Origin of the sequence: Pseudomonas sp. G166 (genome assembly GCF_037027455.2) — a bacterium.
In the GTDB taxonomy this organism is placed as follows: domain Bacteria; phylum Pseudomonadota; class Gammaproteobacteria; order Pseudomonadales; family Pseudomonadaceae; genus Aquipseudomonas.
Genome location: NZ_CP146985.1, coordinates 4,975,492 through 4,993,893, shown reverse-complemented (window position 1 = coordinate 4,993,893; position 18,402 = coordinate 4,975,492). Strand labels below are relative to the sequence as shown.

Annotated in this window: 14 protein-coding genes and 4 tRNA genes; 12 read left to right on the top strand and 6 right to left on the bottom strand. The window is 60.2% G+C overall.

Annotated features, from left to right (window positions below; translation table 11 throughout):
• Positions 1-61 precede the first annotated feature (61 nt).
• A complete protein-coding gene (locus SGN16_RS21960; protein WP_335945314.1) occupies positions 62-1,936 on the top strand; it encodes an MFS transporter in 1,875 nt (624 codons plus the stop codon).
• Between the two features lie 106 nt (positions 1,937-2,042).
• Here SGN16_RS21960 and sugE read toward each other — a convergent pair whose 3' ends face one another.
• The 3 genes from sugE to rdgC form a co-directional block, all read right to left on the bottom strand.
• Positions 2,043-2,357 (bottom strand): quaternary ammonium compound efflux SMR transporter SugE, encoded by a 315-nt coding sequence (gene sugE / locus SGN16_RS21955; protein WP_212801308.1) that lies wholly within the window; start codon positions 2,355-2,357, stop codon positions 2,043-2,045.
• Between the two features lie 116 nt (positions 2,358-2,473).
• Positions 2,474-3,442 carry a bile acid:sodium symporter family protein gene (locus tag SGN16_RS21950; protein WP_335945313.1) on the bottom strand — a complete coding sequence of 323 codons (969 nt, stop codon included), beginning with the start codon at positions 3,440-3,442 and terminating at the stop codon, positions 2,474-2,476.
• Between the two features lie 147 nt (positions 3,443-3,589).
• Positions 3,590-4,510 carry a recombination-associated protein RdgC gene (rdgC, locus tag SGN16_RS21945; protein ID WP_003179064.1) on the bottom strand — a complete coding sequence of 307 codons (921 nt, stop codon included), beginning with the start codon at positions 4,508-4,510 and terminating at the stop codon, positions 3,590-3,592.
• 160 nt (positions 4,511-4,670) lie between these two features.
• Between rdgC and SGN16_RS21940 the strand changes: the two genes are divergently transcribed.
• The 4 genes from SGN16_RS21940 (at position 4,671) to SGN16_RS21925 (ending at position 5,186) form a co-directional block, all read left to right on the top strand.
• Positions 4,671-4,746, top strand: a tRNA-Val gene (locus SGN16_RS21940).
• Between the two features lie 19 nt (positions 4,747-4,765).
• A tRNA-Asp gene (locus SGN16_RS21935) sits at positions 4,766-4,842 on the top strand.
• Between the two features lie 174 nt (positions 4,843-5,016).
• Positions 5,017-5,092, top strand: a tRNA-Val gene (locus SGN16_RS21930).
• Positions 5,093-5,109: 17 nt separating this feature from the next.
• Positions 5,110-5,186 (top strand) — tRNA-Asp (locus SGN16_RS21925).
• A gap of 92 nt (positions 5,187-5,278) precedes the next feature.
• On the opposite strand, the gene SGN16_RS21920 is transcribed toward SGN16_RS21925, so the two are convergent.
• Together SGN16_RS21920 and SGN16_RS21915 are read right to left on the bottom strand one after the other, a co-directional pair.
• Entirely contained in the window at positions 5,279-6,415 is a 1,137-nt protein-coding gene (locus tag SGN16_RS21920; RefSeq protein ID WP_210640000.1) for a catalase family protein, read from the bottom strand.
• Between the two features lie 31 nt (positions 6,416-6,446).
• Positions 6,447-8,252, bottom strand: coding sequence for a di-heme-cytochrome C peroxidase (locus tag SGN16_RS21915; protein WP_210639998.1), 1,806 nt, complete (start codon positions 8,250-8,252; stop codon positions 6,447-6,449).
• Positions 8,253-8,521: 269 nt separating this feature from the next.
• On the opposite strand from SGN16_RS21915, the gene SGN16_RS21910 reads away from it, so the two are divergent.
• From SGN16_RS21910 to SGN16_RS21880, 7 genes are all read left to right on the top strand, one after another.
• On the top strand, positions 8,522-9,235 hold the full coding sequence (locus tag SGN16_RS21910; protein WP_210639995.1) for an FKBP-type peptidyl-prolyl cis-trans isomerase: 714 nt from the start codon (positions 8,522-8,524) through the stop codon (positions 9,233-9,235).
• Between the two features lie 299 nt (positions 9,236-9,534).
• Positions 9,535-9,990, top strand: coding sequence for a YkvA family protein (locus tag SGN16_RS21905; protein ID WP_210639993.1), 456 nt, complete (start codon positions 9,535-9,537; stop codon positions 9,988-9,990).
• 113 nt (positions 9,991-10,103) lie between these two features.
• Positions 10,104-10,445: a helix-turn-helix transcriptional regulator gene (locus SGN16_RS21900; RefSeq protein WP_025215008.1), complete on the top strand. Its 342-nt coding sequence runs from the start codon at positions 10,104-10,106 to the stop codon at positions 10,443-10,445.
• Positions 10,442-10,813, top strand: a complete 372-nt coding sequence (locus tag SGN16_RS21895) for a hypothetical protein (RefSeq protein WP_003179080.1) — start codon at positions 10,442-10,444, stop codon at positions 10,811-10,813. The genes SGN16_RS21900 and SGN16_RS21895 overlap by 4 nt, the downstream gene beginning before the upstream one ends.
• On the top strand, positions 10,814-11,215 hold the full coding sequence (locus SGN16_RS21890; protein ID WP_335945312.1) for a sel1 repeat family protein: 402 nt from the start codon (positions 10,814-10,816) through the stop codon (positions 11,213-11,215).
• A 222-nt stretch (positions 11,216-11,437) separates the two neighbouring features.
• Positions 11,438-16,087 carry an RNase A-like domain-containing protein gene (locus SGN16_RS21885; RefSeq protein WP_335945311.1) on the top strand — a complete coding sequence of 1,550 codons (4,650 nt, stop codon included), beginning with the start codon at positions 11,438-11,440 and terminating at the stop codon, positions 16,085-16,087.
• Positions 16,084-16,392: a contact-dependent growth inhibition system immunity protein gene (locus SGN16_RS21880; protein ID WP_335945310.1), complete on the top strand. Its 309-nt coding sequence runs from the start codon at positions 16,084-16,086 to the stop codon at positions 16,390-16,392. The genes SGN16_RS21885 and SGN16_RS21880 overlap by 4 nt, the downstream gene beginning before the upstream one ends.
• 174 nt (positions 16,393-16,566) lie before the next feature.
• On the opposite strand, the gene SGN16_RS21875 is transcribed toward SGN16_RS21880, so the two are convergent.
• Positions 16,567-18,354 carry a bifunctional diguanylate cyclase/phosphodiesterase gene (locus SGN16_RS21875; RefSeq protein WP_335945309.1) on the bottom strand — a complete coding sequence of 596 codons (1,788 nt, stop codon included), beginning with the start codon at positions 18,352-18,354 and terminating at the stop codon, positions 16,567-16,569.
• Positions 18,355-18,402: the final 48 nt, after the last annotated feature.

Here is an 18,402-nt window from a genome sequence, read left to right as displayed (position 1 = left end):
GTGGCCTGGATCGAAAAGCGTTCATTCCAATAAGCGTCCACGCCACTCAGGAACATGGAAGATGAGTCACCCTTCGCAGTTCACCTTGCTTCGCACACGGCGTTTCCTGCCGTTCTTCATCACGCAGTCCTTGGGCGCGTTCAACGACAACATATTCAAGCAGTCGCTGATTCTCGCCATTCTCTACAAGCTGACCATCGACGGCGACCGCTCGATCTGGGTCAACCTCTGCGCATTGCTGTTCATCCTGCCGTTCTTCCTGTTTTCGGCGCTGGCGGGGCAGTTTGGGGAAAAATTCGCCAAGGACGCGTTGATCCGTCTGATCAAGCTCGGCGAAATCGTCATCATGGCGGTGGGCGCGGTGGGTTTCCTGTTCGACCATCTATCGCTGATGCTGGTGGCGCTGTTTGCCATGGGCACGCATTCGGCGCTGTTCGGCCCGGTGAAATATTCGATCCTGCCGCAGGCCTTGCGCGAGGATGAACTGGTCGGCGGCAACGGTCTGGTGGAGATGGGCACGTTCCTGGCGATCCTCGCGGGCACCATCGGCGCCGGGATCATGATGTCCTCGGCGCATTACGCTGCGGTAGTGGCGAGCGCGATTATCGGCGTTGCCGTGCTTGGTTACCTGGCCAGCTGCAGCATTCCGCGTGCGGCGGCGGCCTCGCCACAAATGCGCCTGAACTGGAATATCTTCAGCCAATCCTGGGCCACCCTGAAACTGGGTTTGGGGCAGACCCCGGCGGTGTCCCGTTCGATTGTCGGCAACTCCTGGTTCTGGTTCGTCGGCGCGATTTACCTGACGCAGATCCCGGCCTATGCCAAAGAGTGGATGCACGGCGATGAAACCGTGGTGACCTTGATCCTGACTGTGTTTTCGGTGGGGATCGCCTTGGGTTCGATGCTCTGCGAGCGGCTCTCCGGACGTAAAGTAGAGATTGGCCTGGTGCCGTTCGGCTCGTTCGGGTTGACGGTGTTCGGCCTGCTGCTGTGGTGGCATTCCGGTGGGATCCCCGACAGCGTCGATGGTCACGGTTGGCTGGAGGTGCTCGGCTTCGGCCACGCTTGGCTGGTACTGATCGACATCCTCGGCCTGGGTATCTTCGGTGGTTTCTATATCGTGCCGTTGTACGCGCTGATCCAGTCGCGCACCGTGGAAAACGAACGGGCGCGGGTGATCGCCGCCAACAACATTCTCAATGCGTTGTTCATGGTGGTCTCGGCCATCGTCTCCATCGTGTTGCTGAGCCTGGCAAAACTGTCGATCCCCCAGTTGTTCCTGGTCGTGTCGTTGCTCAACATCGGCGTCAACGCCTACATCTTCAAGATCGTCCCCGAGTTCAGCATGCGCTTCATGATCTGGCTGCTGAGCCATTCCATGTACCGCGTGGAGCATCGCAACCTGGAGGCGATTCCCGATGAAGGTGCTGCGTTGCTGGTCTGCAACCACGTGTCTTTCGTCGATGCCTTGCTGATTGGTGGCGCAGTGCGTCGGCCGATTCGCTTCGTGATGTACTACAAGATCTACAACCTGCCGGTGTTGAATTTCATCTTCCGCACAGCCGGGACGATCCCGATTGCCGGGCGCCAGGAAGACATTCATATCTACGAAAAAGCCTTCAAGCGAATCGCCCAATACCTGAAGGACGGTGAGTTGGTGTGCATTTTCCCTGAAGGAAAATTGACCGGTGACGGTGAGATCAATGAGTTCAAGAGTGGACTGACACGCATCCTCCAGGAAACCCCGGTGCCGGTGATTCCCCTGGCGCTGCAGGGCTTGTGGGGCAGTTTCTTCAGTCGCGACCCGGCCAAGGGGCTGTTTCGGCGGTTCTGGTCGCGGGTGACGCTGGTAGCGGGTTCGGCGGTGGCGGTCGAGGCGGCCACGCCTTCGCAGTTGCAAGCGCTGGTGGGGGAGTTGCGCGGGACTGTCCGATAGGTCGAAAACCTGTGGGAGCGAGCTTGCTCGCGATAGCGGTCTGCCTGTGATATCAATGCCAGCAGATAGATTGCAATCGCGAGCAAGCTCGCTCCCACAAGTCAATTCAGGCGCTGACCTTGAGCCCGATCAACCCGGCAACGATCAACGCCACACTGGCCAGGCGAACCAGCGCCATCGATTCCCCAAACAAAATGATCCCGGCGATCACCGTGCCCACGGCACCGACCCCGGTCCAGATCGCATAGGCCGTGCCCAGCGGCAATTCCTTCATCGCCAGGCCCAGCAGGCCGAGGCTGATCGCCATGGCGGTGATTGTCAGTGCAGTGGGAAGAGGGCGGCTGAAACCGTCGGTGTACTTCAGGCCGACCGCCCAGCCGACTTCGAACAGGCCGGCAAAAAACAGAATGATCCAGGACATCACATACCTCCATCGATGGATGGGGTCGTCCCCGGATTAGGCACTCGATCGAGTGGCGGGGTCGTCCCCGCGCTGGATGGATAGTGCCAATTACTGACCACTCGATCAAGTCTGCTTCAGTCGGCTGTCTGCCGAGCGGCGAGGGTTTCGCGGTCCTGTTTTTCACTCATGCGCCGGAAATACGTCGAGAGCAGCGCCCCGGAAATATTGTGCCAGACGCTGAACAGCGCGCTGGGTACCGCCGCCAGCGGCGAAAAGTGCGCACTGGCCAACGCCGCGCCCAGGCCGGAGTTCTGCATGCCCACTTCCAGGGCCAGGGATTTACGCTGGGCCAGCGGCAGCTTGAACAGGTGCCCGGTGAAATAACCGAGCAAAAAGCCGAAGCTGTTGTGCAACATCACCACGGCCATGATCAGCAGGCCTGATTCGGCGATTTTCGCCTGGCTGGCAGCGACTACGGCGGTGACGATGATGACAATGCTCACTACCGACACCAGCGGCAACACATCCACTGCATGCCGTACCTTGTCCCCCAGCACCCGTTGCGCCACCACGCCCAGTACGATCGGCAGGAGCACCACTTGCAGGATCGACCAGAACAGCTCCATGAACGACACCGGCAACCAGGCTGAGGCCAGCAGCCAGATCAACGCCGGGGTCAACAGTGGAGCGAGCAGGGTGGTGACGGCGGCGATGGCCACTGACAGGGCCAAGTCGCCCCGAGCCAGCCAGGTCATGACATTCGACGAGGTGCCGCTCGGGCAGCAGCCCACCAGGATCACGCCGACGGCGATTTCCGGCGGCAGGTGGAAGACCTGGCAGAGCAACCACGCCACACCGGGCATGATCACGAAATGTGCGACTACGCCAAGGGCCACGCGCCACGGGTGGCGTGCGACTTCGGCGAAGTCATCGAGCTTGAGGGTCAGGCCCATGCCGAACATCACCAGCCCCAGCAGCGGCACAATCGCGCCTTTCAGGCCGATGAACCAGGCCGGCTGCACAAATGCCACGACGGCGAAAATCAGTACCCAGTAAGCGAAGGTATTCCCGACAAAGCGACTCAATGCAGCCAATGCACGCATGACCTGATCCTTATTATGAAGTTGAACCACACAAAACTAATGTGGGAGCGAGCCTGCTCGCGATAGCGGTGTGGCAGCCACAGAAATGTTGACTGACAAATCGCTATCGCGAGCAAGCTCGCTCCCACAGGGGCCCTAACCGTCGGTTTAGATCCCCTGCGGAATCTCTTCCCCACCCAGCGCTTCAACCAGCGCCGGCAGGAACTCGCCGAACGTCAGCATCATCAGGGTGAAGCTGGCGTCCAGTTGGCCGAGGGCTTCGTCGCCGCCGTCCTGCTCCGCCTGGTCTTGCAACAGGTCTTCGAACTTCAGGCGCTTGACCACCATCTTGTCGTCGAGCACGAAGGACAGCTTGTCCTGCCAGGCCAGCGACAGTTGCGTCACCACCTTGCCGGTGTTGAGGTGCAGCTGGATTTCGTCGCTGGTCAGGTCCTGGCGCTTGCAGCGCACGATGCCACCGTCTTCGTGGGTGTCGCGCAGTTCGCATTCGTCCAGCACGAAGAAATCGTCTGCGGCTTTCTGGGTCTTGACCCAGTCGGTCATGGTCGCGGTGGGGGCCATCTTGACCGTCAGCGGGCGGACCGGCAGTGAGCCGATGACTTCGCGCAGGGTCGACAATAGGTCTTCGGCGCGTTTCGGGCTGGCCGAGTTCACCAGGATCAGGCCCTGTTTTGGCGCGATGGCGGCGAAGGTGGACGAGCGACGAATGAATGCCCGCGGCAGGAACGCCTGGATGATTTCATCCTTGAGCTGGTCCCGTTCCTTTTTATAGACCTTGCGCATTTGCTCGGCTTCGATCTCTTCGACCTTTTCCTTCAGGGCGTCGCGTACGACGCTGCCAGGCAATATGCGTTCTTCCTTGCGAGCGGCGATCAGCAGGAAGTCCTGGCTGATATGCACCAGGGGGGCGTCTTCGCCTTTGCCAAACGGCGCGACGAAACCGTAAGTGGTCAACTCCTGGCTTGCACATGGACGCGCCAGTTTGCTGGCCAGTGCAGTTTCCAACGCCTCGGCATCAAAAGGCAGATCTTGGGTCAGGCGATAGATAAGCAGGTTTTTGAACCACATGGGGTGAGTCTCTCCTTTATACAAAGGGGGGCATTATTCTCTTCGCAGCGCCATAGGCCAACCCTTCGCTAAGCCTTTGGAAGGGCTGAAAAAATTAAATTAAAAAGTGCTTGCCAGCTTTGGGAGTGCTCCGTAGAATGCGCGCCACACCGAAAGCGAAGGGTGATTAGCTCAGCTGGGAGAGCGTCTGCCTTACAAGCAGAATGTCGGCGGTTCGATCCCGTCATCACCCACCATTCGTTCAACGTGTTACGCGCAGCGGTAGTTCAGTCGGTTAGAATACCGGCCTGTCACGCCGGGGGTCGCGGGTTCGAGTCCCGTCCGCTGCGCCATATTCGGTTATCTGGAACACTGAACGCCAGGTGACCAACGGAAAGCCCGCTAACGCGGGCTTTTTGCTGTTTGCGGTTAATGCGATGGCATCGCTCACTTTTTTGCTGTTTTTGCTAATTAAATCAGCACGTTACAAAAAATTGTGAGAGAATGCGCCCCGCATCGAAAGTGCAGGGTGATTAGCTCAGCTGGGAGAGCGTCTGCCTTACAAGCAGAATGTCGGCGGTTCGATCCCGTCATCACCCACCAAGCTTTCAATGTTACGCGCAGCGGTAGTTCAGTCGGTTAGAATACCGGCCTGTCACGCCGGGGGTCGCGGGTTCGAGTCCCGTCCGCTGCGCCATATTCGGCAACCTGACCCACTGAACGCCAGGTTGCCAACAAAAAGCCCGCTCAATCGAGCGGGCTTTTTGCTGTCTGGCATTTACCGGTTATCTACTGCTCGGCATTACGGCTATGACGGTAATCGCTGACCGCCTCATACACGGCTTTGCGCAAACGGTTGATGCCGCCGATGGGGCGATGGGCTTCAATGCCGAACCAGGGGTTGAAGGACTGGTTGTCACAGGCCAGGTTCAGCTTGGGCGTATCGAAATCCTGGGCCGGCACTTTGATGTGGGCCACGGTCTCGAACGGTGCGTCACTTTCCTGCCATTCAATACTGGTGTCTTCGATCGGCATGTACTTGCTCGGATCCTGGCGCTGGATCTGCAAGACAAAACACGCCGGCACCCGGTCTGTGGATAACTGCTGATTCAGCGCGCTACGCAAGAAGTTCGGCAGGTCCTGGTTTTGCGCCGGCAAGGTATAGGCCGGGCAGCTATCGGGGTCCGGGGCTACGCGAAACTTGGCGTTGGCCGCGCCGAACTTGTAGGGCGATACCGAAAAGTATGTGGTCTGGGTCGGGCTGGCCGGGGCCGGTGAAAGGGTCGCCAGGGCGATGAATAAATGGCGAATCTGCCAACTGCGTGGGTCCGCGCTGGGAAAGAATGCCATCACCTTTTTTCCATCGGCCTGGGCGGCCACATTCTGACGATACTCGGCGACATCACTGACGAAGAAGTTCGGATGGTTGAACATCACGAAATCCTGCTCGCCCTGTGACTGGCGGTCAGCCAACAGTTGTTTACCCTGCACGCCCAGCAGCTTGATCGCCATCCCTCGGGCATCGCGCAGGCTATCGAACTGTGGGTAGGCGTTGCCGTTGGACAGACGGATCGTCGCCTGCCAGACCTTCCCAGGCTCGGCAAAGACCCCCTGGCGCAAGGGGGCTGGCAGGTCGTTCGGCACCTGGACTTCGGCCATGACGCAGCCGTGAGCCTTGGCGTGGGCGTCGCGCAGGTAGCGTGTGCCTTCCCGGTGCTGATCGACGATGCGGATCGCGGTCTGGATGATCTCCTGGGTCATCGCCGCCTCACCGGGCGCAATCTGCTCTTTGTCCGAAACCGCCCCGCTGTGTTGCCAGGCGAACCATGCGCTGGTCAGCGCCCAGCCGAGCAGGCCGATGCCCAGCAGCCACAGGAGCGTCTTGCCCAAAAAGGCGCCGAGGCGTAGCCAGAGCGTGATCAGCATGGAAAATTCCTTTTGCCTGAGAGGGTGATCATTACAGTTGCGACTCCAGTGGCCCGCCGAGCACCTTGAGGTACTCCAGCAGCGCCCAGCGTTCCTGCGGCTGCAGCAGGCGGCCGATCACGCCGTTACCTCGCTCGCCGGCACGGAATTCGTGGCCGCTGTTGTGGTTGCCGGTTATCCGCGTATCGAAGAGAAAACCATTGGTGAAGGCTTCAGTGCGATAGCCCAGGTGCCGTGGATCGTATTCGAAGCTGCCCTTATAGAAGGTGCTCGCCCGTTCGGCCTGGGGAGACAGCAGTTGATAGATCGTCGGCACCGAGCCGTTGTGCAGGAATGGTGGCGTGGCCCAGACACCCGCTAGCGGCCGGGCCTTGTAGGCGCGCAGTTCGCGCACACCGATGGGCAGGCCGAAACCGTCCAGGGCCGGGCGCTCGACGGGGGTGACGCCGGCATCGCGGTAAGCACGGTTTTCGACGAATGCCGTGACGTAGGCCAGGCCCTTGGCGACTGAGAGCTGGCTCAGGTCCAGTGGCTCGGTGGGAGTGGGGTGCAGTTGCACGTCCAGCTTCGCCAGCTCGGTCGGATCCCACTGCAGGCTAGTCAGGTCGAAGCGGTGGTCGGCAATATTATCGGCGGTGCCCGGGTCGGTGCCGATCGCTTTCACCGGCAGCATGTGCAGTTGCTGGACCGGCCTGTCGGGGCCCTGGACCACGTTGGGCACATGGCAGCCGGCGCAGTTTTCGGCGAACAGCGCCCGGCCCTTGGCGGCCAGCGGTTTATCGATCGCGCCAAGCAGCGCCTCCGGCCACGCCGGTGGCTTGAGCAGTTGCAGGGTTTCTTCGATCGTGTTCAGGTCGCGCACGCGCACGCTGGAGGGGTATCGCGCATCGCCCTGCAATGGCTTGCCCTGGGCGTCGAAGAAATTCAGCGTGGCGCCCACGCCCAACGCTTCGCCGACGTTACGGGCCATCGGTTGCTGGGCCGAGCCGTTCCACTGGACCCAGTCAAATGTCCATATATCCCACAACTGCGGGTAATCCACCGGTGCGTTGGCGACCCGGTAGTTCTTGGCTGAAATGGCGTCGCCAAAGCTGGCGTTGGCAATACGGCCAAAGGCGTCGGTACGGCCGGGGCCTTCTTCGGTGGGGTAGAGGCCGCGATGGGTGTCGTTCCAGGCCACTCGCAGGAAGGTGTACAGCGAGGTCTTGAATTGTTCACGCAATTCTTCATGACGGGCATCGTAGTCCTTGCCCAGTACCTGACGGGCGAAGCGTTCGAATTTCCAGGGGTTGTAGTAGGTGGAAGCCAGACTGGCGACCAGCGCCTGTCCGAAACTGCCACCGCGCAATGTCGGAACACTGGAAGGCAGCACGTGTTGCGCCGAACCGCCGTCGATCCGTATCGCCTGGCCCTTGAAGCGCAGTTCCCCGGTGTGACAGGCGGCGCAGGTGATATCCAGGAATTGCTCGGTGCTGCCGGGGTTCTGGTGCCGGGCGAAACCCACCGGCAGGTTGCCTGGGTTGGCCGACGAGGCCTTCTGCGCCGGGTCGACCAGGAAGCCGAAGCGCGCCAGGTACTCAGGCGAAGCGAAACGTTGCTGCGAGAACGGCAATTCGAGGGCGGTGAACCAGTCGTAGCGCAGGCCTTTGACCTGGGTGCCCTGGGGCGTGAAGTAATACGTCTGGCGCTCGGTGGCGCTCCATTGATCCAGGTAATGCACCTGCTGGGCTGGTGTATAGAACGGCAGGCGTGGATTGGCGACGTAATAAAGCACCACCGCCACGGCGACAGCCAGCAGCGCGAGGAGCAACAAGAGGAGGCGAGAGAGAAGGCGCACGGTAACGTCCTTGTTTTTTTGATATGTCCTTATGCCTCAGCGTGGCGTGGCCGGCAAGTGGCCATTACCCTGGGGGCAGTGGGAAGCGGCAATTTGTCCCTGTACGTAATAGATGACAGATGCTTCATTGGCCCAGGATTAAAAAGCGTTTGCGGACGTGAACTTATCAGCGCTTTGCTGCTCACATGCCGGTAGCCATTGGTCGTGGCCGCCTGATAAGCTCGCGGCTTTACTCGATTGCCCTTTAGGCGCATGAACAAGGAAATAGCATGAAACAGCATCGGTTGGCGGCGGCGGTGGCCCTGGTTGGCCTGGTACTCGCGGGTTGCGACTCGCAGACCAGCGTAGAGCTGAAGACCCCGGCGCAGAAAGCTTCCTACGGTATTGGCCTGAACATGGGCAAAAGCCTGGCTCAGGAAGGTATGGATGACCTGGACTCCAAAGCAGTCGCCCAGGGCATCGAAGATGCCGTCGGCAAGAAAGAACAGAAGCTGAAAGACGAAGAACTGGTCGAAGCCTTTGCCGCACTGCAAAAACGTGCCGAAGAGCGCATGGCCAAGATGAGCGAAGAGTCGGCAGCGGCCGGCAAGAAATTCCTCGAGGAAAACGGCAAGAAAGCCGGTGTAACCACCACCGCTTCCGGCCTGCAGTATGAAGTGGTCAAGAAAGCCGATGGCCCGCAGCCTAAGCCGACCGATGTCGTGACTGTCCACTACACCGGCAAGTTGACCAACGGCACCGTGTTCGACAGCTCCGTTGAACGTGGCAGCCCGATTGATCTGCCGGTCAGCGGCGTGATCCCGGGTTGGGTCGAAGGCCTGCAACTGATGCATGTCGGCGAGAAATACAAGCTGTACATCCCGAGCGAGCTGGCCTACGGCGCCCAGAGCCCGAGCCCGGCCATTCCGGCCAACTCGGTCCTGGTATTCGATCTGGAGCTGCTGGCGATCAAGGATCCGGCAAAAGAAGACGCGGCCAAGTAATCGCGTCTGCTATAGCGACAAAACGACAACGCCTCGCTCATGCGGGGCGTTGTTGCATCTGGGCAGCGGAAATGCCAAAAAACCGAACGCTCAGGGCAGGCTACAGTCATAGGCAGTACAGGCGCTGTGCTAGACGCAGTCAGGCGGTCAAGTCAATGAAATATTGGGTTTTTTTATGTGAGTAAAAAACGCCCGATCTAAGCCGGGCCCTTATGAAACGGGGGTTCCAGCGCTGAAATGCAGCTCTGTTCACAAGGTTATCCACAATTTGTGTGGATAACATTTCAGTGGGAGAAAAAATGAAGGCCCCGTGGAATTTTGCGCGATTCCTGCCCTTGGCAGGCCGTCTGCTGGCCCGCGGTCGATTGCCGACGTTGCTGTTTGCCGTCGCCAGCAAAAGTGCCCGGGAGGGCGGCCGGTTGGGCAAGCTCAAGGAAGATCTGCGCTTGCTCCAGGCGTTGTGCCTGGCTTACTGGCGTGGCGAATACCGGGCGGTCAGTGCCAAGTCGCTGCTGTCGGTGGTGGCGGGATTGATGTATTTCCTCAGTCCCCTGGATGCGATTCCTGATTTCCTGCCGGTGTTCGGTATGATCGATGATATCGCCGTACTGGCCTGGATCATGAAAACCCTCGACAGTGAGCTTGAAGCCTTCCGCGCCTGGCGCTATCGGCAATCACCCGAGAAACTGGCTCGGGTGGAAAGACTTCCCGACACCCCGGAACAACTCCTGCTCCAAGGTGAGAAAAAAACCTGATCCTGGGCCATTCCCAGCAGAGATTCATAGCCCCGCGACCTTAGCCGCTATTAGGATTACACTTCTAAAGAAAAAAGCTGTCTTGCTAAGTGTTGTTGTCCTACGGGGTAGACATGGATATCCAAATAATCACACGCGACGGTGAGCCCGAATACGCGGTTTTACCGTGGGATCAGTACCAGTCGTTGTTGAAGGCAGCAGGCATCGAGCAAGCACCGTCGCGCGAGGCTACAGTCCGTCACGCGGCGGCACCTGGCCAGGTTCTCCCTGGTCTGGATCAATTACGCAGTTTGCGCGAAGGGAAGGGCATCGCCATTGAGGCGTTGGCCCGCACGGTAGGTATCAGTCCGTCTTATCTGGCCTTGATCGAGAGCGGCGAGCGTCAGCCCGATGCCGCGATTCGGCGCAGTCTGGCCTGGGAGTTGACGGTGCCGGGTTGGAGGGATGAATCGTGAGTGTACGCATCAGTCGGCAGCATTGGGATGGGTTGTTGGGTGAATTGGACCAGGCGCGCCGCCAGCGCCATTTGTTGACGTACCGCGCCTTGCTGGAGCGCTTGCAGTTGCCCAGTCCAGCCATGCAAACCTTGACCGCGGCCCTGGAGCACTTGGCCGCCCTGGATGCCAGGGCTGAACAGCCGTTGCGCAGTTCGTTGGTCATCAGCCAGGGTGCCAGTCGGTTGCCGCGCACTGGTTTTTTCGAATGCGTTGAGCGCCTTGGACGTTTTTCCGGGCCCTCCGATGGTGTGGCCGCCGCTTCCTGGCACGCGTCGGAAGTGGTCCGGGTGTTCGAATACGAGTACCCCGAATCGGCGGAGGCCTGAATGCTCTGGCGTATCAAGGCTCGGGCCGGCTACTGGCTGGCACGTCGTTTGTTTCATTGGTCGTGGTTCGTCCGCCAGCCGCGTGGCTGGGCCTGGCTTGAGGGCCAGTTCTCCCGGATGGCAAACCTGGGCGACGTCGCAGCGCAAAGTTTCTACGGGCATATTCTGACGTTTCGTGGCCAAGGGCTCGGAGCTCGGGAGGAAGGCATTCGCCTGCTGCGCTTGGCGGCCTTGGCCGGTGACGGCAAGGCCGCCTATCAGGTCGGAGTGATCAGCCTCGCCGGTACAGCCAGCAAGGCGCCGGACCCGGTCGAGGCGGCACGTTGGTGGGCCTTGGCGGCGAACGCCGGGCATCCGTTGGCCGAGATCAAGCTCAAAACGCTCAAGGACTCTGCGTTGTAGCGTTATCCACAGGCCGCTTGGAAAAGACAGTCTTTTCCCGCCGGCCATCTACCGTTTTACGTGTTGGGCGAATTTAGCGAATCGCCTTACACGCGCTGTCTCCTTCTCCTGACTTATTTCCCCAGTCATCCCCGGCAAAGTCTCGCGCTTCCTGAGCGTTGCGAGACGTCTGCCCATGTTCGACCGTTTTTTCCTGCTGGCCCTTGAACGAGCCGTGTCCTGATGGACCAGGTGCGCCGTATCGAGGAGCAACTCGACAGTTTTAAGGACACCCTGTCTGTCTACCGCGAACAGCTCGAACGCTGGTACAGCCGGGCGGCGGACCGGGCCAGCCAGGCGGCCGACCTGCCCTCGCTGCTGGGCATGGAGCGGCTGATCCGTTTCGGCGACAGCACCACCGCCGTCAGCACCGGCGACGATGACTTTCTCTCCACCGTTGTCCAGTGTCCCCAGGGCGGGGTGATGACGATCGAGAGCAAGCTCGAGTCGGTGTATGACATTCCGCTGGGCGACATCGTGGTGGATGTGGTGGCGGTGGACAGCGGCAAGGTCACGCCAGTCCCCCTGGATGCCCAGGGCCTGGGGACCTTTACGGGCGAAGCGGGCCGATTCTATCGGGTTCACGTCCAGGGCGAAGTGTCTACTGCGCAGCTTACCGATCTGTTTTCTTCCTACGACAGCCTTACCATCAAGCTGACGGACTGGTTACGCGGCGAGTGGCAAGGCTTCAAGCCACAGTGGTCCCAGCAATCCTTGGCGACCTCGGTGGGCAATGGCCTGCTCGCCGGCAGTTGGGCGGCGATCGAGGGGGTGTGGGACAGCATCAGCCTGCTCTCGGACATCCTCAAGGATCCCAGCCAGTTTGTTGATCGCTTGGGTGATAGCGTTGAGCAACTGAAGAAACTGGCGCAAGACACACCGCTGGTGATGGCCAAGCTGCAACTGCTGGCCAGCGACGAAGCGGCGTTGTGCCTGCTGGTGCGGACCGCGAGCCTATGGCTGGAGATGTTGCCGCCCAGCGAAGTTGCCGGCGAAACCGCCGAAGTACTCTCGACCATGGCGGTGCAACTGGCGATCGACTTGCTGATTGGCGTGGCCTTGACCTTTGCCGGGGCAGGCGCAGGGATAGCCTATCTGTCAATGCGGTTGGCCAGGCACGGCGCAACCCTGCTGAACGCCGTGCAGCGTTTCATCCGAGCAATCTTTGCGCTGGTCAACGGCTTCATGACCTACGTGGACCGCTACAAGACCGTGGCGGCACGAGGCATCGCGGCCGGGGTGAAAAAGGGCCGCGTGCAGCTGCGCTGGGACGCACAGCGCAATACCACGCTGAAAAAACACGACCCCCACGACGACGCCCCCAGCCCCTCGAAAAACCCCAACGGCGACAGCACCGATACCGCGGCCCAGACCCAAACCAGCGGCTGCCCGGTGTCGATGGTCACCGGCGAAGAGCTGCTGACCCTGGAGGACGGCACCCTTGATGGTCGCCTGCCATTTGTCTTCACCCGTTTGTACCGCACCAGCGCGGTGGACTTGGACGTGGGGCTCGGGCGCGGTTGGAGCCATGCCCTGGCTCAGCGTTTGCAACTCGAAGGCGAGCAGGTCATTTGGATCGACCAGGAAAACCGCCGTACGACGTTTCCGCTGCCCAGCGCCCAACGTCCGGCGATCCACAACAGCCTGGCCCGCGCCGCTATTTACCTGGGAAGTGAACCGGACGAACTGATCATCGCCCAGCCCGGCGAAAACGCACCGTTCCTGCATTTTCACGATGGCCACCTGACCTGTCTCAGCGACCGCTACGACAACCGCCTGACGATCCAGCGCAATATCCATGGTGACATCTGCCGCCTGAACAACGGTGCCGGACGGGCCCTGAGCCTGCGTTACGAACAGCGCCACCTGATCGCCATCGATTACCAGAGCTTCCACCCGGCCCTCACCCTGGACGAAGCCTGGCGGACCGAACAGACGCTGGTGTCCTACCGCTACGACGGACGTTTCCGGCTCATCGAAGCGACCAACGCCGCCGGTGAAAGTGAACGCTACGACTATGACGACCAGCACGTCATCCTCCAGCGGCAACTGGCCGGCGGGGCGAGTTTTTTCTGGGAGTGGCAAGGTGTTGGCCGGACGGCTCGTTGTGTCAGGCATTGGGCCTCGTTTGCGCAGATGGACAGCCGGTACACCTGGGGCGAGGACGGCAGCTTCACGGTCCGGCACCTCGACGGTAGTCAGGAGGTATACGTCCACGACGACCGGGCGCGGCTGGTGCGCAAGGTCGAACCCGATGGCGGCGAGCGTCTCAAGGCCTATGACGAACAAGGCCGGCTGATCGCCGAGCAGGACCCGCTGGGCGCTGTCACCGAATACCGCTACGACGAAGCAGGCCGGTTGGTGGCGCTGATTCCGCCTAACGAGGAGCCCACGTCCTACGAATACCGCAACGGTTTCCTGCACGCCCGTTCCCGCGGCAAAACGGTGTGGACCTACCGACGCAACGACCAGGGCGACATTACCGAACAGATCGATCCCGACGCAAAGGTCACCTATTACCACTACGACGGCCAGGGCCGACTGGTGGAGATCAGCCACTGCGACGGCAGTTTTCAGCAATGGGTCTGGAACAGGCTCGGCCAACTGACGGAAGAAATCCTGCTCGACGGCAGTCGTCGGTGTTTTTCCTACGACGTCCTTGGGCGTCTGCTGAGCCGCCAGGACGAACACGGCGCCCTCACGTATTACCAATGGGACGCTGTCGGTCGGCTGCTCCAGACGACCTTACCTACCGGCGCCAGCCGCACCTGGAGCTACAACGCCTACGGCAAGGTCACCGCCGAGCGCGATGAGCTGGGGCGCATCACCCGTTACGAATATGCCGACGACCTGCACCTGATCAGCCGGCGCCTCAACCCCGACGGCACCGAGCTCAAGTATCGCTACGACTCGGCGCGGTTGTTGCTGACAGAGATCGAAAACGAATCCGGCGAAAAGTATCAGCTGGACTACACGCCCAATGGTTTGATCCGACAGCAGATCGACTTCGACGGTCAACGCACCGCCTATGCCTACGACCTCAACGGCCACCTGCTGGAGAAAACCGAGTTCGGCGAGAAGGGCGCCCGGCTTGTCACGGGCTACCAGCGCGACGCGGCCGGGCGACTGCAGATCAAGACCTTGCCCGACGGCCAGACGATCGAGTACCGCTACGACGGGCTGGGCCGACTGGTCCATGTCGACGACGGTACCGATCATCCACTGGCGTTCGAATACGACGTCCATGACCGGCTGATCACCGAACACCAGGGCTGGGGCACCCTGCGCTATCGCTACGATATCGGCGGGCGGCTCAACCACCTGCGCCTGCCGGACAACAGCACGCTCGATTACCACCACACCCTGGGCGGCGTGCTGATCGCGATTGACCTGAACGGCACACGCCTGACCGAGCATCGGTTTGACGGCGGTCGTGAACGGCAGCGCCAACAGGGCCTGTTGCTCAGCGAATACGACTACGACGAACAGGGCCGCCTCAAGGCCCAGACGGTGTGGCAGACCCAACAGCAGCAACTGTTCTGGCGCGATTATACCTACAGCGCCAAGGGCAACCTTGCGACCCTTTCCGACAACCGAAACCGCCGTTACTACCAGTACGACCCGCTGGATCGCCTGACCCGCATCGACTTCTCTCACAGCGAGCCGCCAGAACACTTCATGCACGACCCGGCGGGCAACCTCTTGCTGGAGGACCGCACTGGCCCGATCATCCGCAAGGGCAACCGTCTGCTGGCGGAGGGCGACCGTCACTATGACTACGACGCCTTCGGCAACCTGATCCGCGAACGCCGCGGCAAGGCCCTGGTCAACGAATACCGCTACGACAGCCAGCACCGCCTGATCGGCGTGAGCATGCCGGACGGCCACGAAGCGACCTACCGCTACGACGCCTTTGGCCGGCGCATCAGCAAGACCGTGAACGGCCTGACCACGGAATTTTTCTGGCAGGGTGACCAGGTCGTTGCCGAAAGCAGCCGACGCCACCACCGCAGCTACCTCTACGAACCCGGCACCTTCCGCCCATTGGTCATGCTCGACGGCAAAGGCTTGAACGCCTGCCCGTTCTATTACCACCTCGACCACCTGGGCACCCCCCAGGAACTGACCAACTACGGCGGCCAGATCGTCTGGTCAGCGCGCTACAACGGCTACGGCAAAACCACCGAACTGGTTCACGGCGGCGGCGAACAGCTTGAGCAACCCTTGCGCTTCCAGGGCCAATACTTCGACCCCGAAAGCGGCCTGCACTACAACCGCCACCGCTACTACAATCCCGACACCGGCCGCTATTTGACGCCTGATCCGAGCAAACTGGCGGGCGGGCTCAATGGGTATCGCTACACCCTGAACCCGACGGGGTGGGTGGATCCGTTGGGGTTGGCCTGTCATTGTCCTGGTGATATCGAGGCCGATGGACCGTTCAGCGAGATTGTGCCTGGGGGAGGTTTGGCGGCACATGAGGCTCGTGGTGGGCATTTGATTGAGAAACATATTGGTAGGACAAATGCACAGCTAGCCCAAAGACTGGAGGCAGAGCCAGATATCCCTGCCGCCTCTACGTTCCCCGATCGACCTACTGCTGAGTTGTCAGCAGCGAGGGCATTGGCTGCAAATGAAAAGAAAATCGAAAAATTCTTAGCAGGCAAGAAAGAAAAGACGACTATTAGGCATACTTTCACCCAGCCAGTGGGAACCAGCTTGCTAAATGGTCGCACCGACTACATGACGGCATCAAAAGTATTACTGGTATTGAAGAAAGACCAAAAAAAACCAATGGGGTATTTTTTGCTAACAGGATTTCCGGAAGTATGAATGCAGATTTCCCTGAGCTACATGACTTTCTTGGATCTTATTTTCACCAAGATTGGACTGTCGAATATGAGACCGCCGAGCAAGCCCTTGATGCTTTTCTAACAGCGTCTGATAGTGAGGAGCTGAGGGCTGTTGAGAAGGAACTCAATGTACTACTCAGCAAGAAGAAAAATGAGTTGGAGTTGAGGGAGTATCTATTAAGAGAGTTGAGTTGTTATTACAGCTATTGGAACGCTTGGGGCACGGGCGAAGCATGGTTGCTTCATATCGTTAATAGGCTCAACTTAAAAGTTTCTTGCTCATAAAAAAGGCCTTGCCAAGCAAGACCTTTTGATCGTTCCCACGCTTTGCGTGGGAATGCATCCCGTGACGCTCTGCGTCACCTTTCAAAAGCGGAACGCGGAGCGCCCCTGGCAGCATTCCCACGCAGAGCGTGGGAACGACCGAAAGCACCTCCCTCGCCACAAGGTAACCCTCCCTCAAACCGACAACCCCAACCCCACCACAGGCTCCCGCCCAGCCAACCCATCCACCAGATACACACTCCCCCCCAAAATCTCCTTGGCATGATGCTTGGCCTGCGAGGCCAGTTCAGCCAACTGGCTCGCGTCCAGTTCCTCACAAGCCTCCGCCCGTAAATGCACCACCCCAATCGACAGTGATAACAACGCGAAGTCCTGTCGGACTCCCTGGCGATTCAGCGCGGTAAAGCATCCGGCTTCCAGATGTTCGGGGCGGTAGAAGCGGCGGCAGTGGTTTTGGAAGTCGCTGAGCAGTTGGTTCAGGCGCTTGCGCCAGTCTTCCGGGCCGAGGACCAGCAGGAAGTCGTCGCCGCCGATGTGGCCGACGAAGTCGCGGCTGGGGTCGATGCGTTCGTTCAGGCATTGGGCCAGGCACAGCAGGACTTCATCACCTCGCCCATAGCCATAGATGTCGTTGAAGGGTTTGAAGCTGTCGATGTCCACGTAGCAGATCACCGATTCCTGGCGCTGCTGGAGCAGGCGCGTGAGGCATTGCTGGATCGGTACGTTGCCCGGCAGCAAGGTCAGCGGGTTGGCGTAGCGGGCTTGTTGGATTTTCAACTCGGTGATGAGTTTGAGCACGTCGATGACCCGGCCCAAGCCCAGGTAGCCACCGTTGAGGGTGATGATGAAGTCTTCCTCGATGCGTTGTCGGGCGCGGCTGGTGATGAGGCGGCTGACTTGTTGCAGCGACTGGTTCAGCTCTACCGCGAGGAAATCATCGCTCATCAGGCGGCTGATGGGCTTGCGGGCGAACAGGTCGGTGGCGAAGGGCTTGAGCAGGGCGTCGGAGAGTGAATGGCGATGGACGATGCCGCAGGGTTGTTCCTGGTCGTCCAGCACTGCGAGGGAGTTGAGGTTGGCCTGGCGCCGGAACGCCTCCAGCACTGTAGCGGTCGGTGTATCGTGGGCCACCGCCGGCTGTTCGTTGAGCAGCGCACTGAGGTCGTTGATCTCATCGCTCAGCGCCGCCACGCCGTTGTCCTGCTTGGGCATCAGCGCCCTGGCGTCGCGCGACGGTTGTTCCTGGGGCCGGGCCAGCAGATACCCCTGGACCAGGTCTACGCCCATTTCGATCAGCACCGCCAGCTCTTCTTGCAGTTCTATACCCTCGGCAATCACTTGGGCCCGGGACGCCCGGGCGATTTTCAGGATCGAGCCGACGAATTCGCGCTTGAGCGCGTCCTGGTGGATGCCGTCGATGAAGTGCCGGTCGATCTTCACATAATCGGGACGTAGTTCGGACCAGAGCCGCAGGCTCGAATAACCCGCGCCAAGGTCGTCCAGGGCAATGGAAAAACCCATGGCCCGGTAGTGGTGCAGGGCGGTTTGCAGGAGCTGGAAGTCATCGATCGGGGTTTGTTCGGTCAGTTCGATCACCACCTGACTGGGGGCAATGCCGAAGTCCCGCAGCAATTGCAACGTACGTCCGGTCTGGTGCGCAGACTCCAGCAGGGACTCGGGCGAGACGTTGAGAAACAGCTTGCCCGGTAATTTTTGCTCATTGAAGCGTTGGCAGGCACTGCGTCGGCAGGCCAGTTCCAGTTCACTGAGACGTCCGGCCTGGCGGGCTACGGAGAGCAGGGCGATGGGGGAGTGCAACGGGCTATTGGACGGTCCGCGCGTCAAGGCTTCATAGCCAACAATGCGCCGCTCGGAAAGGCAGATGATCGGCTGGAACAGGCTGTGCAAACCGCTTTGAGCCAGGATCGAACTCAATGCACTCAGCTGTTCTGTCGTGGTCATGGCGATCTCTGGCGATAAAAAAAGGACTGGGCGCGATCCCCTAAGGGG